29 protein-coding genes are annotated in these 23,634 nt (G+C 72.9%); 27 read left to right on the top strand and 2 right to left on the bottom strand.

Annotated features, from left to right (window positions below; all coding sequences use genetic code 11):
* Nucleotides 1-26 precede the first annotated feature (26 nt).
* Together AAHF99_RS02370 and AAHF99_RS02375 are read right to left on the bottom strand one after the other, a co-directional pair.
* Nucleotides 27-902 (bottom strand): S1 family peptidase, encoded by an 876-nt coding sequence (locus AAHF99_RS02370; RefSeq protein ID WP_342162492.1) that lies wholly within the window; start codon nt 900-902, stop codon nt 27-29.
* A 131-nt stretch (nt 903-1,033) separates the two neighbouring features.
* Nucleotides 1,034-1,756 carry a S1 family peptidase gene (locus tag AAHF99_RS02375; RefSeq protein ID WP_342162493.1) on the bottom strand — a complete coding sequence of 241 codons (723 nt, stop codon included), beginning with the start codon at nt 1,754-1,756 and terminating at the stop codon, nt 1,034-1,036.
* Between the two features lie 26 nt (nt 1,757-1,782).
* Between AAHF99_RS02375 and AAHF99_RS02380 the strand changes: the two genes are divergently transcribed.
* From AAHF99_RS02380 to AAHF99_RS02510, 27 genes are all read left to right on the top strand, one after another.
* The gene (locus AAHF99_RS02380; RefSeq protein ID WP_342162494.1) at nt 1,783-2,346 is read left to right on the top strand and encodes a head-tail connector protein; all 564 of its coding nucleotides are present in this window, start codon (nt 1,783-1,785) and stop codon (nt 2,344-2,346) included.
* A 26-nt stretch (nt 2,347-2,372) separates the two neighbouring features.
* Nucleotides 2,373-2,726, top strand: coding sequence for a head-tail adaptor protein (locus AAHF99_RS02385; RefSeq protein WP_243959202.1), 354 nt, complete (start codon nt 2,373-2,375; stop codon nt 2,724-2,726).
* Nucleotides 2,723-3,136 carry a tail completion protein gp17 gene (gp17, locus tag AAHF99_RS02390; RefSeq protein WP_342162495.1) on the top strand — a complete coding sequence of 138 codons (414 nt, stop codon included), beginning with the start codon at nt 2,723-2,725 and terminating at the stop codon, nt 3,134-3,136. Before AAHF99_RS02385 ends, gp17 begins: the two co-directional genes overlap by 4 nt.
* A 14-nt stretch (nt 3,137-3,150) precedes the next feature.
* Complete coding sequence (locus AAHF99_RS02395; protein ID WP_342162496.1) at nt 3,151-3,561, top strand: phage major tail protein, TP901-1 family; 411 nt, start codon at nt 3,151-3,153, stop codon at nt 3,559-3,561.
* Between the two features lie 14 nt (nt 3,562-3,575).
* Nucleotides 3,576-3,932, top strand: coding sequence for a gene transfer agent family protein (locus AAHF99_RS02400; protein WP_342162497.1), 357 nt, complete (start codon nt 3,576-3,578; stop codon nt 3,930-3,932).
* On the top strand, nt 3,908-4,147 hold the full coding sequence (locus AAHF99_RS02405) for a phage tail assembly chaperone (protein WP_243959195.1): 240 nt from the start codon (nt 3,908-3,910) through the stop codon (nt 4,145-4,147). The genes AAHF99_RS02400 and AAHF99_RS02405 overlap by 25 nt, the downstream gene beginning before the upstream one ends.
* Entirely contained in the window at nt 4,144-4,725 is a 582-nt protein-coding gene (locus AAHF99_RS02410; RefSeq protein ID WP_342162498.1) for a phage tail tape measure protein, read from the top strand. The genes AAHF99_RS02405 and AAHF99_RS02410 overlap by 4 nt, the downstream gene beginning before the upstream one ends.
* Nucleotides 4,726-4,738: 13 nt before the next feature.
* Nucleotides 4,739-5,374, top strand: coding sequence for a DUF2460 domain-containing protein (locus tag AAHF99_RS02415; protein WP_342162499.1), 636 nt, complete (start codon nt 4,739-4,741; stop codon nt 5,372-5,374).
* Nucleotides 5,371-6,246: a DUF2163 domain-containing protein gene (locus tag AAHF99_RS02420; protein WP_342162500.1), complete on the top strand. Its 876-nt coding sequence runs from the start codon at nt 5,371-5,373 to the stop codon at nt 6,244-6,246. The genes AAHF99_RS02415 and AAHF99_RS02420 overlap by 4 nt, the downstream gene beginning before the upstream one ends.
* On the top strand, nt 6,243-6,689 hold the full coding sequence (locus tag AAHF99_RS02425; protein WP_342162501.1) for an NlpC/P60 family protein: 447 nt from the start codon (nt 6,243-6,245) through the stop codon (nt 6,687-6,689). The genes AAHF99_RS02420 and AAHF99_RS02425 overlap by 4 nt, the downstream gene beginning before the upstream one ends.
* Before the next feature lie 32 nt (nt 6,690-6,721).
* Nucleotides 6,722-10,603: a baseplate multidomain protein megatron gene (locus tag AAHF99_RS02430; protein WP_342162502.1), complete on the top strand. Its 3,882-nt coding sequence runs from the start codon at nt 6,722-6,724 to the stop codon at nt 10,601-10,603.
* Nucleotides 10,604-10,618: 15 nt separating this feature from the next.
* Nucleotides 10,619-12,103 carry a DUF2793 domain-containing protein gene (locus AAHF99_RS02435; RefSeq protein ID WP_342162503.1) on the top strand — a complete coding sequence of 495 codons (1,485 nt, stop codon included), beginning with the start codon at nt 10,619-10,621 and terminating at the stop codon, nt 12,101-12,103.
* 2 nt (nt 12,104-12,105) lie between these two features.
* A complete protein-coding gene (locus AAHF99_RS02440; RefSeq protein ID WP_342162504.1) occupies nt 12,106-12,699 on the top strand; it encodes a phage tail tip lysozyme in 594 nt (197 codons plus the stop codon).
* The gene (locus tag AAHF99_RS02445; RefSeq protein ID WP_342162505.1) at nt 12,608-13,105 is read left to right on the top strand and encodes a hypothetical protein; all 498 of its coding nucleotides are present in this window, start codon (nt 12,608-12,610) and stop codon (nt 13,103-13,105) included. Before AAHF99_RS02440 ends, AAHF99_RS02445 begins: the two co-directional genes overlap by 92 nt.
* A 44-nt stretch (nt 13,106-13,149) precedes the next feature.
* Nucleotides 13,150-13,431, top strand: coding sequence for a hypothetical protein (locus tag AAHF99_RS02450; protein WP_342162506.1), 282 nt, complete (start codon nt 13,150-13,152; stop codon nt 13,429-13,431).
* Entirely contained in the window at nt 13,431-13,640 is a 210-nt protein-coding gene (locus AAHF99_RS02455; RefSeq protein WP_342162507.1) for a hypothetical protein, read from the top strand. Before AAHF99_RS02450 ends, AAHF99_RS02455 begins: the two co-directional genes overlap by 1 nt.
* Nucleotides 13,641-13,704: 64 nt before the next feature.
* Nucleotides 13,705-14,076, top strand: a complete 372-nt coding sequence (locus tag AAHF99_RS02460) for a PepSY domain-containing protein (RefSeq protein WP_342162508.1) — start codon at nt 13,705-13,707, stop codon at nt 14,074-14,076.
* 42 nt (nt 14,077-14,118) lie between these two features.
* Entirely contained in the window at nt 14,119-14,796 is a 678-nt protein-coding gene (locus tag AAHF99_RS02465; RefSeq protein ID WP_243959171.1) for a response regulator transcription factor, read from the top strand.
* 88 nt (nt 14,797-14,884) lie between these two features.
* Nucleotides 14,885-16,303 carry a sensor histidine kinase gene (locus tag AAHF99_RS02470; protein ID WP_342162509.1) on the top strand — a complete coding sequence of 473 codons (1,419 nt, stop codon included), beginning with the start codon at nt 14,885-14,887 and terminating at the stop codon, nt 16,301-16,303.
* 132 nt (nt 16,304-16,435) lie between these two features.
* A complete protein-coding gene (gene ccmI / locus AAHF99_RS02475; protein ID WP_342162510.1) occupies nt 16,436-17,926 on the top strand; it encodes a c-type cytochrome biogenesis protein CcmI in 1,491 nt (496 codons plus the stop codon).
* Nucleotides 17,927-18,006: 80 nt separating this feature from the next.
* Entirely contained in the window at nt 18,007-18,522 is a 516-nt protein-coding gene (gene ccmE, locus AAHF99_RS02480) for a cytochrome c maturation protein CcmE (RefSeq protein WP_342162511.1), read from the top strand.
* A 7-nt stretch (nt 18,523-18,529) separates the two neighbouring features.
* A complete protein-coding gene (locus AAHF99_RS02485; RefSeq protein ID WP_342162512.1) occupies nt 18,530-20,533 on the top strand; it encodes a heme lyase CcmF/NrfE family subunit in 2,004 nt (667 codons plus the stop codon).
* Nucleotides 20,530-20,991, top strand: a complete 462-nt coding sequence (locus AAHF99_RS02490) for a cytochrome c-type biogenesis protein (RefSeq protein WP_342162513.1) — start codon at nt 20,530-20,532, stop codon at nt 20,989-20,991. Before AAHF99_RS02485 ends, AAHF99_RS02490 begins: the two co-directional genes overlap by 4 nt.
* Before the next feature lie 89 nt (nt 20,992-21,080).
* Entirely contained in the window at nt 21,081-21,653 is a 573-nt protein-coding gene (locus AAHF99_RS02495; protein WP_342162514.1) for a glutathione S-transferase family protein, read from the top strand.
* Nucleotides 21,654-21,790: 137 nt separating this feature from the next.
* On the top strand, nt 21,791-22,021 hold the full coding sequence (locus AAHF99_RS02500) for a hypothetical protein (protein WP_342162515.1): 231 nt from the start codon (nt 21,791-21,793) through the stop codon (nt 22,019-22,021).
* Nucleotides 22,021-22,356: a DUF2958 domain-containing protein gene (locus tag AAHF99_RS02505; RefSeq protein WP_342162516.1), complete on the top strand. Its 336-nt coding sequence runs from the start codon at nt 22,021-22,023 to the stop codon at nt 22,354-22,356. Before AAHF99_RS02500 ends, AAHF99_RS02505 begins: the two co-directional genes overlap by 1 nt.
* Nucleotides 22,357-22,687: 331 nt before the next feature.
* Nucleotides 22,688-23,533: a hypothetical protein gene (locus AAHF99_RS02510; protein ID WP_342162517.1), complete on the top strand. Its 846-nt coding sequence runs from the start codon at nt 22,688-22,690 to the stop codon at nt 23,531-23,533.
* Nucleotides 23,534-23,634 lie beyond the last annotated feature (101 nt).

Here is a 23,634-nt window from a genome sequence, read left to right on the forward strand (position 1 = left end):
TCGCGCGTCCGCCCGGCCGGTGCGCCTCAGCGCCGGCCGGGACGGGCCATCCAGTCGGAGCGGTGGCGGCGGGGGATCACCTCGCCGGGCTGCACCTGCGCCAGCTCGGCCGCCCGCGAGGCGATCCAGCCGGTATGCTCGGCCACGGGGGTCACGGCGGTGAAGCCGCCGCAGGCGGTGCGGCGTGCGCCCTGCTGCAGGGCGCCGCTCGACCAGCTCACCACCCCCGCGATGCGGTAGCCGCCGGGCCCACCGGTCAGGATCGGCCCGCCGGAATCGCCGAGGCAGGCGCCCGCGCCCGCCGTCTCCGCGAGGCGGCGGCGGTCCGTCACCACGGTGACGCGGTTGGCGACCTGCAGCGAGCCGATGGACACGAGCGGGGCCTGCCGCAGCACCCGCGCGCTGCCGCGCCGGTTCTCGGCCACCACGCCGTAGCCGGCGATCTCGACCGTGTCGCCCGTGCCGATGGAGCCGGCGCTGCGCGGATCGAGGGGCATGTAATCGGCCCCGAGGGGCTGGGCGAGCTTGAGCAGGGCGAGGTCGACGCCCGGCTGGTCCTCCGGCGTCGTGCCGGGGACGAAATCGGGGTGCATCGTCGCGGCGACGACGTCGATGCGGTGCTGCCGGAAGGCGCGGTCCACGCTCACCACGCGGTAGCCCGCCGGGCGCATCACGCAATGGGCGGCGGTGAGGACCAGATCCGGCCCGATCAGCGTGCCGGAGCAGATCTCGCCGTCCGTGCTCTCCACGCGCACCACGAAGCTGCGGGTGCCGTTGGGGTCGCGGGCCACCTCGCCCTGGATCACCGCCCGCGCCGGGGGCACCGCCCCGAAGGTCAGGCCGACGAAGGCCGCGAGGCCGGCGAGGATCGGGCCGGTCGTGCGGGGCAAACGGGCGGGCATCGGGGACTCCGGGGGAAGGGCCAAGGCGACGCCAGGGGGACCGTACCCAAGCAACGGTAGTTCAGACAAACCGAGCGGCCAAGCTGCGGTTCCGCAATACTGGCCGTTGTGCAGGGTCATCCAAGGGAATTCTAGGGTGTCCAGCGGGCCGTGATGCCCCACCCCCCGAGGGTGCGGTCGAGCCAGTCGCGCTGGGGGCCGAGGCGCACCGCCTGGGTGAGCCCGCCACAGGCCCCGCCGATCCAGGCGGAGACCGCGAGCACCGCGCCGTCCGTCCCCGTCACCGGGCCGCCGGAATCCCCCTGGCAGGCGCCCGCGCCCTGGCCGCCTTGAAGCCACAGGAGGATGCCACTCGGACCGTAGGGCTCCACCACGGGCACCGCCACGCTGCGGAAGGTGCCGGTGGAGCGCGGATCGCCGGGCCGCGACGCGCCGTAGCCCGCGAGCGTCAGGCTCTCCCCCGCCCGCGCCGGCGCGGTGCCGAGGGTCGCGGGGGCGAAGCGCGGCGGCAGGGGCTCGGCGGTGCGCACCAGCGCGAGGTCGATGGAGCGGCGGCGCTTGGTCACCGCCCCCGGATCGTAGCCCGGATGCACCGCGCGGGCGGCGACCTCCACGAGGACCGGCGCCCCGTCCGTGCCCCGGTAATGCACCCGCAGGGCGTGCGGCCCGGCGGCGCAATGGCCGGCGGTGAGCACCGCGTCCGGGGCGAGCACGATGCCCGTGCACACGCCGCCCACCGCGTTCAGCACCATCACGGCGCCCCCCGGCGGGGTGTCGGCCCCGCCCACGATCGCCGCCGCCGGCCAAGTCGCCAGCGTCAGGCAGAGGGCGAGCACGGCTCTGGGTAACGGCATCGAACGTCCTGAAGGAGACCCGCGCGATGACCCCGATACGCGCCGCGACGCCCCCCGTCGAGCCGGTGAGCGTCACCGACCTGCGCCTGTACCTGCGCCTCGATCCCGACGACGGCGGCGTCGAGGACGCGCTCCTCGGGCAACTCCTCGCCGGGGCGCGGGCGAACCTGGAGCGGGAGGCGCGGCGGGTCCTCGTGCCCGGCCGCTACCGCATCGCCCTGCCGGGCTGGCCGCGCGAGAACTGGCTGCCCCTGCCGCTGAGCCCCCTCGTCGGGCTGGTGCGGGCGGGGCTCGCGGCGCCTGACGGGAGCGTCGCCGACCTGCCCGCCGGGCTCGTCGGCCTCGGGCCGGACCCTGTGGAGGCGCCGGCCCTGTGCTTCACTGGCCCGCTGCCCGACCTCGGCGCGGCGACCCTCGTGATCGAGGTGAGCGCCGGCTACGGCGGCGACGGGCCGCCGCTGCCGGACGACCTCCGGCTCGCCATCCTGCGCCTCGCCGCCGCCTGCTACGAGCACCGGGGCGACGAGCCCGACGACAGCCCCGCCGACGCGCGCCGCCTCGCCGCGCCCGCGCGCCGTCTGCGCCTCTGACGCCCCCCGAAAACCCGGAGCCCGCCATGGCATCCCCTGACCGCCGCCCGTCGCTTGGCGCGCGGCGCCGACGCTTCGTGCTCGAAAAGCCGGTGGAGCAGCCGGACGGGTTCGGCGGCGTGCTGCGCCGCTACGTGGCGGGCCCCACCCTCTGGGGCGCCATCGCGGCAGTCGGCGCCGTGGAGCGCCCGCGCGGGGGCCGGGCCGACAGGCTCGTGACCCACCGCGTCACCCTTCGTGCCCGCGCCGACCTGACCCCCGCCATGCGCCTCAGCGCCGGCCCGCGCCGCTTCGCGATCCGCGCCGTGTCCGACCCGGACGAGCGCGGGCGCGACTGCGTCTGCGAAGTCGAGGAACTGGTGCCGGAGGCGGGCCAATGAGCGACCCGAGCCCGCTCTTGGCCTTCCGCGCCGGCCTCCTCACGCGGTTCGCCGCCGACGCGGCCCTCGTGGCGCTGCTCGGCGGCGTCCGCCTCTACGACGAGCCGCCGCGCGGGGCCGTGCCGGTCTACGCGCTGTTCGGCGAGGCCGAGATCCGCGACGATTCCGTCGACGGCGCCGGCCGCCACCGCCACCGGCACGAGGTGGCGGTGATCGCCAAGCCCGGCTCCGTCCGCACCGCGCTGGACGCCGCCGCGCGGATGGCGGCGCTCCTGGCCCAACCGGACATGCCGCTCCAGGGCTGCCGCCTCGTCACCCTGCGGGTGAGCGCCCTGAAGGCGGGCCGCGACGAGCGCACGGGCGAGGCCCGCGCGACCCTGACGGTCGAGGCCGTCACCGAAGCACTCTGACACGGAGGATTGAGATGGGCGCGCAGGCGGGCAAGGACCTGTTGATCCGGGCGAGCGACGGGGCCGGCGGCTACGTCGCGGTGGCAGGCCTGCGGGCCCGGCAATTTAGCCTCAACGCGGAGGCGGTGGACGTCACCAACGCTGATTCCGCCGGCCGCTGGCGGGAATTGCTCGCCGGGGCGGGCGTGCGCCGCGCCTCGGTGTCGGGCTCCGGGGTGTTCCGGGACCAGGCGTCGGACCTGCGCCTGCGGCAGATGTTCTTCGACGGGCAGGTCGCGCCCTTCCAGATCGTGGTGCCCGCCTTCGGGACGATGGAGGGGCCGTTCCAGATCGCGAGCCTCGACTATCGCGGCGAGCATACGGGCGAAGTCACCTTCGACATGAGCCTGGAATCGGCCGGCGCCCTCACCTTCACGGCGGCCTGAGGGAGGGCGACGCCATGGCCAACCGCAGGCGCGGCGAGGTGCCCCTCGCTCTCGGGGGACACCGCTACACCCTCTGCCTCACCCTCGGGGCGCTGGCCGACCTGGAGGACGCGCTGCGGGCCGGCGACCTCGCCGGGCTCAGCCAGCGCCTCGCCGCCGGCCGCCCCCGCACCGCCGACCTGATCGCGCTCCTCGGCGCCGCCCTGCGCGGCGGCGGCCACGCCCTCACCGACGAGGACGTCCGCCGCCTGCCGCTGGCCGGCGACATGGACGCCCTGGTCGAAGCCCTCGCCGAAGTGCTGGAGGCGGCCTTCGGCGCGGGGGCGCCGGCAAACCCTCCCCCGCCGTGGGGGGAGGAGCGCGGGGCCTGAGCCCCGCCCCCCCACGGCCCTTCCCCTGGGACGACGCCCTCGCCCTCGCCCTGGGCCCGCTCGGCTGGCGCCCGGCCGATTTCTGGGCGGCGACGCCCCGTGAACTCGCCGCCGCCCTCGGCCGGGCCGGCGCCCCCGACGGGCTCGGCCGGGCCGAGTTCGAGCGGATGCTCGCGGCCCATCCCGATCCCTCGCCCCGCAGGAGCGCCCCATGAGCGACGAGACCGACACCGACCGGCAGAACGATGCGCGGGCCGTGCAGCTCGTGAACCTCGACCGGCTCTCGCAGAGCTTCGGCCGCAGCCTCAGCGGCGCTCTCGCCCGCAGCGCCACCTCAGGCCGCAGCCTCGACGGGGTGCTGGGCACGCTGGGCGCCCGACTCGCGACCCTCGCGGCGAAGGCCGCCGCCAAGCCCCTGCAGGCCGGCTTCAGGAGCCTGTTCGATTCCCTCGGGGAAACGGGGTCGGAAGACACCGCCCCGACCTTCGCGAAGGGGGCCGTCTTCCGGGGCGGGCGGGTCACGCCCTTCGCGTCCGGCGGGGTCGTGGCCGCGCCGACCTACTTCCCCATGGCGGGCGGCGCCGGGCTGATGGGCGAGGCGGGGCCGGAGGCGATCATGCCGCTCCGCCGGGGGGCGGACGGCAAGCTCGGCGTCGCGGCGGGGGCGCCGGCCCGTCCGGTGGCGGTGAACGTCACCATCGCGACGCCGGACCCCGCCGCCTTCCGCCGCTCCGAGGCGCAGGTCGCCGCGACCCTGGCGCGGGCGGTCGCCCGTGGCCAGCGCGCCCTCTGACCGGGAGGGCGCCATGGCTGAGGATTTCCACGAGGTGCTGTTCCCCCTCGACGTCGCCCTGCGCGGCAGCGGCGGGCCGCAGCGGCTGACCGAGATCGTCACGCTCGCCTCGGGGCGGGAGCACCGCAACGGCCGCTGGGCCGATTCCCGCCGCCGCTACGATGCCGGCTTCGGCATCCGCAGCCTCGACGCGCTCCACGCGGTGATCGGCTTCTTCGAGGAAAGGCGCGGGCGCCTCTACGGCTTCCGCTACCGCGACAGGGTCGATTTCCGCTCCGGCCCGCCGGGGCAGGCGCCGGGGCCGTTCGATCAGGTGATCGGGCGGGGCGACGGCACGACCACCGCCTTCCCCCTCACCAAGACCTATGGCGGCGGCTTCGCGCCCTACCGCAGGGCCATCGCCAAGCCGGTGGCGGGCAGCGTGCGGGTGGCGGTGGCGGGCACCGAACTGGCGCCCGCCGCCTTCGCCTGCGACCCGGCGACGGGCCTCGTGACCCTCGCCCGCGCGCCCGCCGCGAACGCCCCCGTGACGGCGGGCTTCGCCTTCGACGTGCCCGTCCGCTTCGACACCGACGACCTCACCATCGACCTCGCCGCCTTCACGGCGGGGGAGATCCCGAAAGTGCCGCTCGTGGAGATCGTGCCGTGAGGGACCTGCCTCCCGCCTTCGTCGCCCATTGCGCGGGCGGCGTCACCACCCTGTGCCGCTGCTGGTCGCTGCGCCGCCGGGACGGCGTCGCCCTCGGCTTCACCGACCATGATCGCGACCTGACGTTTGCCGGCCTCGTCCACGCCGCCCGCACCGGGTTGGAGGCGGCCGAGGCCAGCGCCGAGGGCGGCTTTGCCGTCTCCGGCGGCGACGTGGCCGGGGCGCTGTCCTCCCTCGGGCTCACCGAGGCCGACATCGCGGGCGGCCTCTACGACGGGGCGAGCGTCGAGACCTGGCTCGTGGACTGGACGAACCCCGAGACGCGCCTCCTCCTCGACATCGGCACGATCGGCGAGATCCGCCGCGAGGACGACGCCTTCGTGGCCGAGTTGCGCGGGGTCGCCGCCCGCCTCGACGCCGAAATCGGGCACAGCTACCGGGCGACCTGCGGCGCCGTGCTGGGGGACGCAAGCTGCCGGGTGGACCTCGCGGCGTGGCGGGAAACGGGCCGCGTCCTCGCCCTGCCGGAGCCGGCCACGCTGCGTGTGGCCATCGACGGCACTTTCGCGGACGGGCTGTTCACGGGCGGGCGCCTCGCCTGGACCGGCGGGGCCAACGCAGGCCTTTCTGCCGACTTGCGATTGCACGCGGGCGATCTCGTGGAATTGTGGGAGGCGCCGCCGCGACCGGTGGCGGCGGGGGACACGTTCACCCTCACGGCCGGCTGCGACAAGCGCCTCGCCACCTGCCGCGACCGCTTCGCCAACACGGTGAACTTCCAGGGCTTCCCGCACATGCCCGGCAACGACACGCTGCTGCACGGTGTGCCGGGCTCCGCGCCGGTCCTCGACGGCGGGAGTTATTTCCGATGATCGGCGAGGAGGCCGTGGCGCAGGCGCGCCTGTGGCTCGGCACGCCCTACCGCCATCAGGCTTCATTGCACGGCGTCGGGTGCGATTGCCTCGGCCTGCTGCGCGGAGTCTGGCGGGGACTCTACGGCGACGAGCCGGAGCGCCTGCCGCCCTATGGCGCCACCTGGGCGGAATCGGCGCCCGCCGGCGCCGACCCGTTCCGCGAGGCCGCCGTCCGCCATCTCCTCCCCGTCGAGGAGCCGCTGCCGGCCTACCGGCCCGCCCCCGGCGACGTGCTGCTCTTCGCCTTCCGCGCGCATCTGCCCGCGCGCCACTGCGCCATCGCCACCGGGCCGGACGCGATGATCCACGCCCACGACCGGGCGGAGGTGACGGAAGTCGCCCTCACCCCCTGGTGGCGGCGGCATCTGGCGGGGGCGTTCCGCTTCCCGCCACGCCCCTGACCCGCCCGCACTGACCCGCTTCGGAGCCGTCCATGGCGACCCTGGTCCTCTCCACCGTCGGCAACGCCCTTGGCTCCGCCTTCGGGGGACCCGTCGGCGGGGCGCTCGGGCGCGCGGCCGGGGCGGCGCTCGGCGGCGCGCTGTCCGGCGCAGGCCACAAGACCCGCTTCGTCGAGGGGCCACGCCTCTCCGACGTGGCGGGCATGACCTCCACCGAGGGCGACCCGATCCCGCGCGTCTACGGCCGGGCGCGGATCGGCGGGTGCCTGATCTGGGCGACGCGGCCCCTGGAAATCGCCAACACCCATGTCGAGCGTGCGGCTTCCCCGTCGAAGGGCTCGGGTGGCCAGCGCACCGTGCGCACCGCCTACGCCTATTACGCCAACCTCGCGGTGGGGCTGTGCGAGGGCGAGATCGCCTATGTCCGCCGGATCTGGGCGGACGGGGTCGAGGTGGACCGGACGCGCCTCACGCTGCGCGTCCACACCGGCACGGCGGATCAGGCGCCCGATCCGCTGATCGTCGCCAAGGAGGGCGCGCAGAACGCCCCCGCCTATCGCGGCCTCGCCTACGTGGTGTTCGAGGCCCTGCCGCTCGCGGATTACGGCAACCGCATCCCGCAATTCACCTTCGAGGTGGTGCGCCCGGTCAACGGCCTGTGCCCGCTGATCCGCGCCGTCGACCTCATCCCCGGTGCGGGGGAGTTCGTCCTCGATCCCGCCGCCGTCACGGTGGATCTCGGCTGCGGGCGCACGCAGGCTGCGAACCGCCACCAGCAGACCCATGCCAGCGACGTGCTGGCCTCCCTCGACGCGCTCCAGGCGCTCTGCCCCAACCTGCGCCGGGTCGCCGTCGTGGCGGCGTGGTTCGGGGACGACCTGCGCGCCGGCCAATGCCGCATCGCGCCGAAGGTCGAGACCGCGCTGAAGGCGACGACGGGCGATGAGTGGAGCGTCGCCGGCCTGTCGCGCGAGGCGGCGGGCACCGTCTCCCTCCTGCCCGACGGCACGACCCCCGCCTATGGCGGCACGCCCTCCGATGCCGGGCTCGGGCGGCTCGTGGCGGAACTCTCCGCGCGGGGGCTCGACGTGGTGCTCTACCCGTTCGTGATGATGGACGTGCCGCCGGGCAACGCCCTGCCGGATCCGCGCGACCCGGCGGCCCGCCAGCCGCCCTATCCCTGGCGCGGGCGCATCACCTGCGATCCCGCCCCCGGCGTCGCCGGAAGCCCGGACGGCACGCAGGCCGCCGAGGCGCAGGTCGCGGCCTTCTTCGCCAACGGCTACCGCGCCCTCGTCCTGCACTACGCCGACCTCGCCGCCGGGTGGATCGGCGCGGGGGCGCGGATCGCGGGCTTCCTCATCGGCAGCGAACTCCTCGGGCTGACGCGGGTGCGGGGCGCCTCCGGCTACCCGGCGGTCGCCGCCCTGCGCGACCTCGCCGCCGAGGTGCGCCGCCGGCTCGGGGCGGGCGTGCCCCTCGTCTACGCCGCCGACTGGACCGAGTACGGCGCCCATGTCCGCGACGGCGGGGCGACGATCCGCTTCCCCCTCGACGACCTGTTCGCGGACGCCAACATCGCGGCGGTCGGCATCGACTGGTATCCGCCCTTCACCGATTGGCGCGACGGGCCGGGCCATGCCGACCTCGCGCTGGCGGGCGACATCCACGACCGCGCCTATCTCAAGGCGGCCGGCGCCTCGGCCGAGGCCTTCGACTGGTACTACCCGAACACGACGGCCCGCGCCGCGCAGGACCGCCACCCGATCACCGACGGCGCCTCCGGCAAGCCGTGGATCTTCCGGCCGAAGGACCTCGTCGGCTGGTGGTCGAACCGCCACGTCGAGCGCGACGGCGGCGTCGAGACCCGCGCCACCGCCTGGGTGCCGGCGGGCAAGCCGATCTGGCTCACGGAGGTGGGCGTGCCGGCGGTGGACAAAGGCACGAACGGCCCCAACGTCTTCCCCGATCCGAAATCCGCCGAGAACGCCGTCCCGCCCTTCTCGCGCGGGGTGCGCGACGACCTGATCCAGCTGCGCGGCCTGGAGGCGGTGCTCACGCGCTTCGACCCCGCCGCGCCGGGCTTCTCGGCCGCCAACAACCCGGTCTCGCCGGTCTATGGCGGGCGGATGGTCGATCCGGCCGGCGTGTTCGTCTGGTGCTGGGACGCGCGGCCCTTCCCCGTCTTCTCCGACATGACGGCCACCTGGGCGGACGCGCCGCAATGGGGCCTCGGCCACTGGATCACCGGCCGGATCGAGGGCTGCGACCTCGACCTCCTGATCGCGCGCATCCTCGCCGAGTTCGGCTTGGACGCCCCTGTCACGGTGGAGGCGGCGGCCTTCTGCGACGGCTACGCCATCGATCGGCCGCTCACCGCGCGCGGCGCCCTCGAACCCTTGGCGCAGGTCTTCGGCCTCGACGTGTCGGCCACGGGCGGCACCCTGCGCCTGCGCGGCCCCCGTCGCGACGCGCCCCTCGCCCTGGCCGAATCCGACCTCGTGCGGACCTCGGAGGAGGCGCCGCTCCTGCGCCGGGTCCGCGCCGAGGAGAGCGCGCTGCCCCTCGGCGTCGCCCTCGCCATCACCGATGCGGACAGCCTCGATTACCGCCGGGCCGGCGCCGCCGCGACCCGGCCCGTGGGCGGGCGGCGCGGTCAGACCAAGCTCGACACCGCCCTCGTCACCCGCCGGGAGGTGGGCGACTCCCTCGCGGAGGAATGGCTCGACCGGCTGATCGCCGCCCGCGACAGCGCGGTTCTGACGCTCAGCCCGAGGCGGCAGGAGGTGGAGCCCGGCGATGTCCTCGCCCTGCCGGGGGACGGGATGGTCGTGCGCGTCGAGCGCATCGACGACAGCCCGGCCGGGCGGCGGATCGAGGCAAGCCGGGTGCCGCCCCGCGCCGGCCCCGCCCGCGCCGTGGCGCGGGGCCGGTCCGCGCCGCTGCCGGTGGCCTCCCCCGCGCCGGGGGCGCCGTTCCCCGTCGCCCTGGACCTGCCGGTGGATCGCGGCAGCCCGACCGCCCTGCAATACCTCGCGGTGGCCGCCGAGCCCTGGCCGGGGCCGATGGTCGTGTGGCGCGCGGAAGCCGAGGGCGCCTTCGCTGTCCAGGGCAGCGTCGACTTCCCCGCCTGCCTCGGCCGCCTCCTCGCGCCCCTGCCGCCGGGGCCGCTCTGGCGCCTCGACCGGGGCACGCGCCTGCCGGTGATGCTGCGGCGGGCGGGGGCGCTCGCCTCGGTGCCGCTGCCCGCGATGCTGGCGGGCGGCAACCTCTTCGCCGTCGTGGCGCCGGACGGGACGGTGGAAATCCTGTCCGCCGCCGGGGCCGAGGCGACCGGCGCCGACACGTTCCGGCTGACGGGCCTGCTGCGCGGCCTTGCCGGCAGCGAGGCGGCGGCGGGCCGGGGCGCACCCACGGGGAGCCTCATCGTGCGCCTCGACGACGGTGCGGCGATCCCCCTCGTGGACCGGCTCGACGAGGCGGGCCGCGCCTTCCGCTACCGGATCGGCGCGCAGGGGCTCGATCCGGCCGATCCGGCTATGGCCCCGCTCTCGGCCACGGCCGGGCTCGCGGCGTTGCGGCCCCTGCGGCCGGTGCATCTGCGGGCGCGGCGGGTCGGCGGCGACGTGAACCTCACCTGGATCCGCCGGGCGCGGCGCTCGGCCGACGCCTGGGAGCCGGCCGACATCCCCCTGGACGAGGCCGCCGAGCGCTACGCGGTCACGCTCCATGCCAACGGCACGGCGATCCGCTCGCTCACGGCGACCGGCCCCGCCCTGGTCTACCCGGCCGCCGACGAGACCGCCGATTTCGGCGGGCCGCAGCGCGCCCTCGACGTGGCGGTGGCCCAGGCCGGTGCCGCCGCCGGGCTCGGGCCGGCGACCCGCGCCCTCGTCCCCATCCGCACCGCCTGATCCGAAGGAGCTTCCATGCCCGACGTCACGCCCCATCTCGGCCTCCCGCTCCTCGCGGCGGGGCAGGCACAGAAGCACGTCACCCACAACGAGGCGCTGACCCTGCTCGACGGCCTCGTGCAGCTCGCCTGCCGCGACAAGGACCTCGCCTCGCCCCCCGCGAACCCCGCCGAGGGCGACCGCTACCTCGTCACCGCTGCGACGCCGACCGGCGCCTGGGCGGGGCTCTCGGGGCAGGTGGTCCGCTTCGCGGACGGGGTCTGGGTCGGCGCCGTGCCGGCGGCGGGCTGGCTCGCCTACGTCGCCGACGAGAAGCTGGTCTACGCCTTCGACGGGAGCGTGTGGGCGTCTCTGACCACGGCGGGCTCCGCCCCCGCCGCCACCGACCGCCTGGGGGTGAACGCCCAGGCCGACGCCACGAACCGGCTGGCGGTGAAGACGGACGCGGCGTTCCTGTCGTGGGACGATGTCACGCCGGGCTCCGGCGACCTGCGCGTCACCGTCAACAAGAAGGCGGCGGCCAAGGATGCCGGCTTCGTCTTCCAGACCGGATGGTCCAGCCGCGCCCTGTTCGGGACGCTGGGCGGGGACGATGTCGTGCTCAAGACCTCGCCGGACGGCCAGAGCTTCCACACGGCGCTCACGGCCAAAGCCGCGACGGGCGTGGTCGCCTTCGAGGCGAGCCCCACCGCCCCGACCCCCGATGCGGGCGACGCCACCACGCGGCTCGCCACCACCGCCTTCGTCGCGGCGAGCGCGGCGGCGGCCACGGCGCGGGTGCAGGTGTCCGATGCCGCCTACACGATCCGCGGCAGCGACCGCACGGTGGCGGTGATCGCGCTGACGGCGGCGCGCACCCTCACCCTGCCGGCGGCCTCGGCCTACCCGCAGGGCACGGTGCTCACCGTGATGGACGAGAGCGGCGCCTGCTCGGGGGCCTGCGCCGTCACCATCGCCGCGCAGGGCAACGACCGGATCAACGGGCTCGCCGCCACCGCCCTGGTGACGCCCTACGGCAGCGTCGCGCTGCAGAGCAACGGTTACAACAAGTGGACGGTGAACGACCGGGGGCTCAGCTTCAACGAGCGCACCTTCGTGGACGTGGCGGAGCCGGCCTCGACGCAGGTCGTCCAGGGCGGCTTCCCCCGCATCACGATGCGGAGCGTGAACAGCGATCCCGGCGGCAACTGGAACGCGACGGAGAGCTGGTACACCTGCCCGCGCCGGGGCATCTACCAGATCACGGCGTCCCTGCGGGTGAAGGACCAGAGCAGCGCCGGCACGCAATACGGGATCGGGGTCTACACCTCCGAGGTGGACGGCCCGTGGTTCCTGTGGTGCGGCGTCGGCCCGACCCCGGCGACGCGCTCGACCTACCCGTACAGCCGGCTGTCGCTGCAGAGCGCCGGGGACCGGCTGCGGATGTTCAGCTACTCGGACCAGGGCGTGTACGTGAGCGCCGCCGGCCTGCAGATCTGCCTCGTCGCCGACGCGGCCTAGCCATGGTGGCGCCTTCCTCCTCCGGCGCGGCGGTCGATCCGTTCGCGGCCCGCTGCGCCCGCCTCGGGCCGGTGCTGATGCACGCCCTCGCGCTCACCGATGTCCAGGCCGCCGGCCTCCTCGGCAATCTCGGCTACGAGACCGGCGGCTTCCGCCATCTCCAGGAGATCGCGCCCCTCGTGCCGGGCTCGCGCGGCGGCTGGGGCCTCGCGCAATGGACCGGCCCGCGCCGGGTGGCGATGGAGGCCTGGAGCCGGGCGCGCGGCCTCGATCCCGCCTCCGACGCCGCCAACGAGGGCTACCTGATCGCCGAGTTGTGCGGGCCGGAATCCGCCGCCCTCGACGCCCTGCGCCGCTGCGCGACCCTCGAACAGGCGACAGAGACCGTCTGCCGCCTGTTCGAACGCCCGGCCATCCCCGCCCTGCCGCGCCGCCTCGCCTACGCGGGGCGGGCCCTGCGGGCGATCCGCCCCACCCCCGTTCCCCACCCGCCAGGAGGTCCCCATGACACGCGTCCCGCTCGTTCTCGCCCTGCTCTTCGCCGCCGGCCCCGCCGTCGCGGCTTCGCCGGAGGCCGCCGCCCTTCCCTGGGGTGACTGGCTGTCGGCGGCTCTCTCGGCCGCCTCCTCGGCCCTCGTCCCCGTGGCGGCGGCGGCGGTGACGGCCGGCATCGCCCGCACCGCCCCCTGGGCCGGCTCGATACTCACCCGCGAGCGGGTCGAGGCGGCGATCCGCGCCGGCGTCGATTACGGCCAGAACGCCGTGTCCGGCGCCATGCGCGGGCGCAGCGTCGCCGTGAGCGTGGCCCCGGCGGTGGTGGCCGAGGGCACACGGCACGTCCTCGCCACCGCGCCCGCCCGCGTCGTGCGCGGCGCGGGCGGGGCGGAGGGCGTGGCGGCGCGGATCTTCCGCGCGCTGCCCCTCGACGCGCAGGGCAGCGCCGAGACGGTCCTCGAACCGGCCCTGCGCCTCCTGAAGGCCGATCCGCCCCGCCGGGGCTGAGGGGCGGGGCAGGGGGGGACGGCCGCAGGGCCGGAGGAGGTGCGATGACGGCCCGTTCCCCCGATCCCCCCGACGCCCCGCCCCCCTGGCAGGCCTGGATCGCCCGCCAGAGCGCGCAGCGGCTCGCCCTCCTCGACGAGATCGTGGACGAGCGCATCGCGCGGCGGGCCCTGCGTGCGTTCCTGTGCCGCCTGAAACACGCCGTCGTCGCCGCCTTCCTCGGGGCGGCGGCGGTGGCCCACTGGTTCTCGGATCAGGCGGCCTGGATCGCCGAGCGGCTGCCGGCGCTGCGGCTGCTCTGGCGCCTCGTCACGGGAGGGCACTGATGCCGGACAAGGCCGACCGCCTCCTCACCCGCCTCTGGCTCGCCGTCGCGGCGCCCCTCGCCCTGGCGGTGAGCCTGCATCTCGGGGCGCTGTTCGGCGCGGGGCTCCGTCCCCAACCGTTGATGGAACCGGGGGCGGGCTCGGCCGTCATGGTCTGCAACCGACGATCCACACATGAGAAGCTTTGCCCCTTCCCCGCCGAGAACTGACGCCCGCCGGACGAACTCCGGTATTCAGGGGGCATTCAGTGCCTGGAGCACAAAGCTCGGCCCAATGCGCCACGCCATCGCCCTTGCTGCCATCTGCCTGACCGTCGCGGCCTTCGTCGCGGGCGGGATCGGCTCCATGGCCGAGGACGCCCCGGCGACGCAGACCGCCCAGGCCGCCCTGTCGCCGGCCCCCCGGGTCGAGACCTGCCTCTCCCCCGCCGACATGCGCGAGGAGGTGGGCGAGCGCCGGGTGATCGAGCCCATCGCCGCCATCCGCGCCGCGCGGACGGTGATCCCGCGGGCCGAGATCCAGCGGGCCAGCCTCTGCAAGGTCGAGGACGGGCTCGTGTACATGCTGACGGCCTTGCGCCGGGACGGACATTTCGTGCACGTCATCGTGGATGCGCGCACTGGCAAGGTCGCGGGTCAATACTGACGGGGTGCCGCCCGCCCCAGGGGACCCCAAGGGAGATGTGACGTGCGACTGCTCGTCGTCGAGGATGACAAGGACATCAACCGGCAGGTCGTGGCCGCGCTGGAGGAGGCCGGCTACGTCGCCGACAAGGCGTATGACGGCGAGGAGGGGGGCTATCTCGGCGAGAGCGAACCCTACGACGCCATCATCCTCGACATGGGCCTGCCCAAGGCGGACGGCGTGAGCGTGCTGCAGAAGTGGCGCCGGGCCGGGGTGAAGACGCCGGTGATCATCCTCACCGCCCGCGACCGCTGGTCGGACAAGGTCGACGGCTTCGATGCCGGCGCCGATGACTACGTGACCAAGCCCTTCCACATGGAGGAGCTGATGGCCCGGGTCCGCGCCCTGCTGCGCCGCGCCGCCGGCCACGCCTCCAGCCAGATCACCTGCGGGCCCGTGACCCTCGACACCCGCTCCGGCAAGGTCTTCGTGGACGGCGCCCAGGTGAAGCTGACGAGCCACGAATACCGGCTGCTCTCCTACCTCATGCACCACACCGGCCGGGTCGTCTCCCGCGCCGAGCTGACCGAACACCTGTACGACCAGGATTTCGACCGCGACTCGAACACGATCGAGGTCTTCGTCGGCCGCCTGCGCAAGAAGCTGGCGGTGGATCTCATCCAGACCGTGCGCGGCCTCGGCTATCTCGTGGACCCGAACCAGCCGGCGGCGCGGGTGTGAGGGGCGAGGCACGGTTGCAGATGCGGGACGAGGTGGCCTACGACGCCGCCGCTCCGTCGTGAGCGAAGCCGAGCCCGACGATTCCCCGATGCGCCGCGTTCTCGACCTTTTCGCCCTGCGGCGGCGCTCCATCGCCGTGCGCCTTGCCGTCTCGGCGTTCCTGTCGAGTTCGGCGATCCTGCTGATCGCGGCCTGGATCCTCACGACCCTCTACCGCGAGAACACCGAGCGCGCCTTCGACAGCCGGCTCCTCGTCTTCACGAACAACCTCGCCACCGATCTCGTCACCCCCAACGATCCCGAGAGCCGCACCTTCTCCCTGGGCGATCCGCGCTTCGACCTGCCCCTGTCCGGCTGGTACTGGCAGGTCGGCAAGCCCGATGCGAAGCCGCGCGACGTCCGCACCTCGCGCTCCCTCGTCGGCGTGCCCCTGCCGCCGGCCACCGACGCGGACGGCAAGGTCGGTGTTGGGCAGATCCGCCAGGGCTACGGCAAGGGCCAGGACGGACGGCTGCTGCGCATCATGGAGCGCGACGTCGATCTCGGCGAGGAGGGCCGCTACACCGTGCGCGTGGCCGGGCCGGCGGACGAGATCGTCAACGACGTCGATCGCTTCCGCAACAGCCTCTACATGACCTTCGCGCTGCTCGGGGCGTCGCTGGCCCTGACCACGCTGCTGCAGATCCGCTTCGGCCTCGCGCCCTTGAAGAAGATGCGCGCGGCGCTCGGTGCCGTCCGCCAGGGCGAGGCCGACCGCATCACCGGGACTTATCCCCGCGACATCGCGCCGCTGACCGGCGAGGTGAACCTGCTCATCGAGACCAACCGCGAGATCCTGGAGCGCGCCCGCACCCAGGTCGGCAACCTCGCCCACGCCCTGAAGACGCCGCTCTCGATCATCGTCAACGAGGTCGGCTCGTCCGACGCGCCGGAGGACCTCGCCTTGAAGATCCGCGAGCAGGCGGCGGTGATGCGCGATCAGGTGAACTACCACCTCGACCGGGCGCGGGCGGCGGCGCTGGCGGGCACGCTGGGCACCTCCACGGAGATCGAGCCGGCGCTGGCGGGCCTCGTGCGCACCTTCGGCAAGATCTACCGCGACAAGGATATCGCCTACGAGGTCCACGTGCCGCCGGGCGTGCGCTTCCGGGGCGAGCGCCAGGACTTCGAGGAGATGGTCGGCAACCTCGTCGACAACGCCTCCAAGTGGGCGCACGGCCGGGTGGCGATCCGGGCCGAGGTGACGGCGCGGGACGGCTATCCCCTCCTCGTCGTCGCCATCGAGGACGACGGCCCCGGCCTGCCGCCGGAGGCGCGGCAGGCGGTGCTCGGGCGCGGGCGGCGCCTCGACGAATCGAAGCCGGGCTCGGGGCTCGGCCTCTCCATCGTGGCCGACCTCGCCGCCCTTTATCGCGGCCGATTCGGGCTGGAGGAGGCGACGCTCGGGGGCCTGCGCGCCGTGCTCGAAGTGCCCGGCGACGCGCCGGCCGGGGCGGCGGCCCATTGAGCGTGCGGCCAAGGTAAGGGTTGCTACCGGGCACGAGTTGGGTGACACCGTGCCGCCCGTCCGAGGCATGACGTCGGGTCGGAGCCGCCTCCATATGAAGACCGGACCCATCCGGTCCGCACGCGGGATCTGATGACGGCGATCTGGTTCATCCTGGCGGGCATGACAGCCCTGGCCGTGCTCAGCCTGCTCTGGCCGATGTCGCGACGCGTGACGGACCCGCGCGGCGAGGAGCCGGACGCGCTCGTCGCCACCGAGACGGCCTTCTACGAGGACCAGCTCGCCGAGATTTCGCGCGACGTGGAGCGCGGGCTCATGGCGCCGGAGGAGGCCGAGGCCGCCCGCGCCGAGGCCGCCCGCCGCCTGCTGCGCGCGAGCCGCGAGGCCGACAGCAAGGCCGAGGATGCGCCGACGCTGGCCGAGCCGCGCCTGCGCCGCCGCCGCGCGGCTTCCGCCTTCGCCCTCTCGACCATCCCGTTGGTCGCCCTCATCGCCTACGGGCTCTACGGCTCCCCGGAACTGCCCGCTCAGACCGAGGCCGACCGCACGGCGGCGCGCGGCGGCACCGACGAGCTCGCCAAGGCCGTGGGCCAGATCGAGGCGCGGCTGTCGCGCGATCCCGACGACGCGCGCGGCTGGCAGGTCCTCGCCCCGGTCTACATGCGCACCGGCCGCTTCGACGACGCGGCTCGCGCCTACGGGCAGCTCGCCCGGCTGAAGGGCGAACCGCCCGAGATCCTGGCCGATTGGGGCGAGGCCCTGACGGCGGCGGGCGACGGCACCGTCTCCCCCGAGGCCAAGGGCCTGTTCGAGCGCTCGCTCGCCAAGGATCCGAAGGCCGCCAAGGCCCGCTTCTACGTCGCCCGCGCCGCCGAGCAGGCCGGCGACACCGGCGAGGCGATCCGCCAGCTCACCACCCTCGAAGGCCTGAGCGCCCCCGACGCCCCCTGGCTCGGCGTCGTCCGTTCGACGCTGGCCCGGCTGAAGGGCGAGCCCGCCCCGCCCCCCGTCGCGCCCGAGGGCCCGCCCACGATCCCCGCCGAGCAGCAGGCCGCCATCCGCGGCATGGTCGATGGGCTCGACGCGCGGCTGAAGGCCGGCACCGGCACCCCGGACGAATGGGTGCGGCTCATCCGCTCGCGCACCGTCCTCGGTGAGCGCGATCAGGCGATGGCGGCCCTGGCCCGCGCCCGCACGGCGCTGGCCTCCGACCCGCAGGGCCTCGCCCATGTCGAGGCGGCGGCCGGCGAACTCGGCCTCGCGCAGGCCCAGGCCAATCCGCAGAGCCAGCCTCCCAGCGTCCCCACCCCCAACCCCACGGCCAAGGCCGACACCGAGGCCGCCATGGCGGCGGTGCGGGCGATGCCCCCGGCCGAGCGGGACGCGGCGGTGCGCGGCATGGTCGAGGCCCTGGACCGGCGCCTCGCGGCCAAGGGCGGCAACCCCGACGAGTGGATGCGGCTCGTGCGCTCCTACAGCGTGCTGGGCGAGCGCGATCAGGCGGTGAAGGCCCTCGACCGCGCCCGCATGGCGCTCGCCGCGAACCCCGAGGCGGTGGCGCGCATCGACGGCCTCGCCCGCGATCTCGACCTCGCGACCCCTGTCGCCAAAGGTCGCCCCTGAGGGCCGGACGGCCTTCCGCCCTTGACCGGGAGGCCGCCGCGTCCGACACCCCTAGTCACAAAATGGGGGAACGATCCGTCGTGACGCGCAAGAAGCGCCGCCTGATCCTGATCGCCGCCTGCGGCAGCGTGCTCGCGCTGGCCGTGGGGCTGATCCTGTTCGCGATGAGCGGCTCCATCGTCTTCTTCAAGTCGCCCTCGGAGATCGAGGCGCAGGCGATCCCCTCCGGCACGCGGCTGCGGCTCGGCGGCCTGGTGCAGGACGGCTCGCTGAAGCGCGGGCCGGACCAGATCATCGACTTCGCGGTGACGGACCACGGCGCCACCATCGCCGTGCAGTACAAGGGCCTCCTGCCGGACCTCTTCCGTGAGGGGCAGGGCGTGGTGGCCGAGGGCGTGCTGGAGCCGGGCAACCGCTTCCGCGCCGACACGGTGCTGGCCAAGCACGACGAATCCTACATGCCCCGCGAAGTCGCCGACGCCCTCAAGAAGCAGGGCCGGTGGCAGGAGGGTGGGCCGCAGGGCGGGCCTCAGGGTCAGGCGCCTGCCGCCTCGGCCTCGGCCGGCGGCACGCTCGGGCCGCGCAGCGAACGGTGAGGCTCACGTGATCGTCGAGACCGGACATTTCGCCCTCGCCCTGGCGCTCGCCCTGTCCCTCGTCCAGACGGCGATGCCGATCTGGGCGGCGCGCTCGGGCGACCCGACCCTGCGGCAGGCCACCTTCCAGGCGGCGCTGGGCGCCTTCGCCTGCGTGCTCTTCGCCTTCGCGGCACTCACCTGGGCACACGTCACGTCGGACTTCTCGGTCCAGAACGTGGTCGAGAACTCGCACACGCAGAAGCCGCTGATCTACAAGATCTCCGGCGTGTGGGGGAACCACGAGGGCTCGATGCTCCTCTGGGTGCTCATCCTCACCCTGTTCGGTGCCTGCGTCGCCGCTGCGCGCAATTCCGTGCCGCCGAAGCTCAGGGCCAACACGCTGGGCGTGCAGGGGCTCGTCAGCTTCGTCTTCCTGCTGTTCATCATCACGACCTCGAACCCGTTCACCCGCGTGGTGCCGGCGCCGCTCGAAGGCCGCGACCTGAACCCGCTGCTGCAGGATCCCGGCCTCGCGATCCACCCGCCGCTCCTCTACCTCGGCTATGTCGGGTTCTCGATCTCCTTCGCCTTCGCCGCCGCCGCGCTGATCGAGGGCCGGATCGACGCCGTCTGGGCGCGGGCCGTGCGGCCCTGGACCCTGTCCGCGTGGTGCTTCCTGACGCTCGGCATCGCGATGGGCTCGTACTGGGCCTATTACGAGCTCGGCTGGGGCGGCTGGTGGTTCTGGGATCCGGTGGAGAACGCCTCCCTGATGCCGTGGATCGCCGGCACGGCGCTCCTCCATTCCACCGTGGTGATGGAGAAGCGCGACGCCCTGAAGGTCTGGACGGTGCTGCTCGCCATCCTCACCTTCTCGCTCTCGCTGGTGGGCACCTTCATCGTCCGCTCGGGCGTGCTGACCTCGGTGCATTCCTTCGCCACCGATCCGACGCGCGGCGTGTTCATCCTCGCCATCCTCGTCCTGTTCATCGGCGGGTCGCTCGCGTTGTTCGCGTGGCGGGCGCCGCTGCTGCGGCAGGGCGGGCTGTTCGCGCCGATCTCCCGCGAGGGGTCGCTCGTCCTGAACAACCTGTTCCTCGTCGCGGCCTGCGCGACGGTGTTCGTGGGCACGCTCTACCCGCTGCTCCTGGAGATGCTGACCGGCGACAAGATCACCGTCGGCCCGCCCTTCTTCAATTCCACCTTCGTGCCCCTGGCGATCCCGCTGCTGCTGATCGTGCCGTTCGGACAGGCCCTGGCCTGGAAGCGCGGGGACCTGCACGCCGCAACGCAGCGCCTGTTCTTCGCCCTCGCCCTGGCGCTCGCCGCCGGCCTCGCGGTGCTGGCCTTCCATTCGGGCGGGCCCTGGATGGCGCCGGTCGGTATCGGGCTCGGCGCATACCTGATCATCGGCTCCGTGCTGGAGATCGTCGGCCGCGCCCGTGGCTACGGCGCGCGGCGGACCCGCGCGGCCGGGGAGATCGCCCGCCGGGCCATCGGCCTGCCGCGCTCGGCCTGGGGCACGGCCTTCGCCCATGCGGGCGTCGGCGTGGTGGTGATCGGCATCGCCGCCCAGGGTTGGGCGAGCGAGGGGCTGGCGAGCCTCAATCCCGGGGGCACGCTCACGGTCGGCCCCTACGTGGCGACGCTCGACTCGGTCGCCCCGCGCAAGGGCCCGAACTACGAGGAGGCGGGCGCCTTCCTCACCATCCGCAACCGTGAGGGCGACGAGATCGGCAAGGTCGAGACCGGCCGCCGCTTCTACCCGAGCCGGCAGATGACCGTGACCGAGTCCGGCCTGCTCACCATCGGTGCCAGCCAGGTCTACGCGAGCCTCGGCGAGGTCGGGAAGGACGGCGCCATCGGCCTGCGGCTCTACTACAAGCCGCTGGTGCTGCTGATCTGGCTCGGCGCCGTGGTGATGGCGTTGGGCGGCGGCCTCTCCCTCACCGACCGGCGGATGCGCGTCGGCGCCCCCGCCAAGGCGAAGGGCCGTGCCCTTCCCGCGAGCGTGGTGCCTGCGGAATGAGCGTGACGGCCCGCTGCGCGCTCGCCGCCGCGCTCCTCCTCGCCTCGCTCCCGGCGCTCGCCGTGCAGCCGGGCGAGGTGATGAAGGACCCCGCCCTGGAACACCGGGCGCGGGAGATCTCCGAGGGGCTGCGCTGCCTCGTCTGCCAGAACCAGTCCATCGACGATTCCGACGCGCCGCTTGCCAAGGACCTCCGCCTGCTGGTGCGCGACCGCTTGGCGAAGGGCGACAGCAACGAGGCGGTGCGGGACTACGTCGTCGCCCGCTACGGCGAGTTCGTGCTGCTGCGCCCGGTCTTCGCCCTCCACACCCTCATCCTGTGGCTGACGCCCGCGCTCGCGGTGGTGCTCGGCCTGTTCGGCCTGTGGCGCCTCGCGCGCCGCCGCCCCACCGCCCCCGTGCGGCACCTCTCGGCCGCCGAAGAGGCCGAGGTCGCCGCGCTGCTGCGACGGGAGTAGGCTCGTCCCCATCGGCCTGATTCGCCCCTCCGGACCGTTCGGCACGAGTCTTGGATCGGGCAGCGGATCAACGAAGCCGGGAGGGGACGATGACCGCTGCGACGCTGACCATCTCCAGCCGCAACTATTCCTCCTGGTCCCTGCGGGGCTGGCTGATCTGCCGGATGGCGGGTCTCGATTTCTCCACCGAACTCCTGTCCGGCGAGGACACGACCAGCCGGGCGGAGCTTCTGCATCTCTCGCCCTCCTTCCTCGTGCCCCGGCTGCGCCACGGCGACATCGTCGTGTGGGACACCCTCGCCATCACCGCCTACCTGAACGAGACCTTCCCGGAGGCCGGCCTGCTGCCGGAGGGGCGGGCCGAGCGGGCGCATTGCTTCTCCATCGCGGGGGAGATGCACGGGGGGTTCGTGAACCTGCGCTCGGCCCTGCCGATGAACCTGAAGGCGTTCCACCCCGGCTTCCGGGTGTTCAACGGCGCCAAGGCCGACATCGAGCGCATCGTCACGATCTTCGACGATTGCCTCGACCGCTACGAGGGCCCGTACCTGTTCGGGAAGACGCCTTCCCTCGCGGATGCGATGTTCGCCCCCGTCTCCTGGCGCGTACGATTGCACAACGCTTCCTGCGCTAGTTTGGCGCAGCGCGCAAGCCTTAATTAATACTCTGGTGCGCCCGCCCCTTCCACGAGCAGCCCACAAGGCGCGCACAGAAAAGAATGCTCGCGAGAGCAGATTTTCTTCCTAGAGCGCTCGCTCTGATTTAGGAATGGTTGCACATTTTCCGTTGCGGGAACGCAATGGAGAACAACATGTGCAGCACTAATGCAGAACAAGTGGTGGCGCGGAGCACCAAAGGTGGCTTCGCCCCGGTCGAGCGCACGGCCCAGGACGCAATCACTGTTTGGGGCACTCTCGACGGCATCACATTCCGCCGCTCTTTCCCCAGCGTGCGGGCATGGCGCGCTTGGCGCAACATGCAGCGCGTGAACGTCGAGGTTCGCGGCATGCAGAGCGGGGAGATCGCTTGATGCTGCCGCTGATCGACAGCGCATCGCGCGAACTGCTGCTGGCCAATGGCAACCAGCAGGAGGAGCAGGATCACAGGCCGGTGATCAAACTGTTCAACCCCACGGGTGGCCAGACCTGGCTCATTTCGGAGATGGCCGCTGATGGCGACACGCTGTTTGGGCTAGCCGACCTCGGCTTTGGTCAGCCGGAGATGGGCTACATCCGCCTCAGTGAACTGCTCGACGTGAGCGCCACCCTGCCCATCGGGTTGGAACGCGATCTGGGCTTTCGAGCCAACAAGACGCTCAGCGAGTATGCGCGTGATGCGCGGATCATGGGGCGCATCGTAGCCTAGCAACGGCGGGCATGTGCGAAAGGGGCGGCAACAGTCGCCCCTTTCCTACCTGCACAATTGCAAGGTTGACGCTCGGTAAACATAGTACGCGCGCCTTCGCAAATAGTGAGCGAAGGATGAAGCATTGTAATTCTGCAAAAAGGTGCTTGACGGTGTTCTTTGCCGCTGGCACAAAGATCACTGTCTGAGGCAGGAGTGTCTGCGACTGAATTGAGAGAGCGCCAAGCAAGTGCTGCGGCACGAGCGAGGAAGATCGACATGTGTTGGACTGTCAACACACGCGCCCGTGGCTGCCGGGTAACGCAGCAAGTTCTCTCGATGGAGTAGGTCAATGACGAATACGAACGCCTCTGAAAGTGCTCTGGCCCTCGGGCTGGAGGGCTCGCCTCTTGATGTGAAGGCCGAAATTGAACTGCTTAACAAGCAGTTCAACGAGGACTTCCAGTATGAGGAAGAAGGTCGTCGTCGCACTTATCGGCGCGTGGCTGCCATGCTGAAGTTCGTGGAGCAGGTTCACAACAACCCGCTCCACGCCGAGGCTTGGGATCACGAGCGGTCTTTGCGGCAGATCTCCATACCGGAGAAGGATGCTAACCCGTACTTGCAGTACGTTCGCGCACTGGATGGCCGGTTTCGTCCCGATCTAGATAAAGTGGAGTTTGATGGTCAGTCAGTGACCAAGTGGGAGCCCAATCGTTCGAGCGAGAAATTCGCTAAGACGATCCGGCACTGCATCGAGAAGGGCGTCAAGAGCGATGTGGCCGCAGAATACATCGAAAACTATGTCCGTCCCGATCATGAGGAAGAGAAGCGTTTGTTCGGCATTGAACAGCAGGACAAGCACGATCATCCGGCTCCCAAACGGGTGAGCAAGTTGAAGGAGGCAGAACAGGAAATCGTCCGCAAGTCGGAAGGTCTCTTGCAACTGCCTGACAGCATCGCGGATCACGTAAAGTTCTACGGAGATTTCGCTGCTGTTATCCTTCGCCGCCACGAAGGTCGCATCGTGATCCTGGACGACGCTGGTTTCAGCGCTGACCAGATCACCAACGCGGTCAAGCGGCGCAAGGATACCATCAAGGCGGTGAAGACCATGGAAGTGGTCGTGACGCCAAACATGCAGAAGGCGCATCAGGCCAGGGCTGCTGAAAAGGCTGCTACTCCTGCTGCCAACTGACAACTGCGATGATCTTACATCAGGGGCTACGTCAGGTGACTGGCGTAGCCCCTATGCTGTTTGGGGCTACGCATGGATCCGTTTGACACTCAGCGGCTAGT

The sequence above is a fragment of the Methylobacterium litchii genome (assembly GCF_038442315.1).
GTDB lineage: Bacteria > Pseudomonadota > Alphaproteobacteria > Rhizobiales > Beijerinckiaceae > Methylobacterium > Methylobacterium litchii.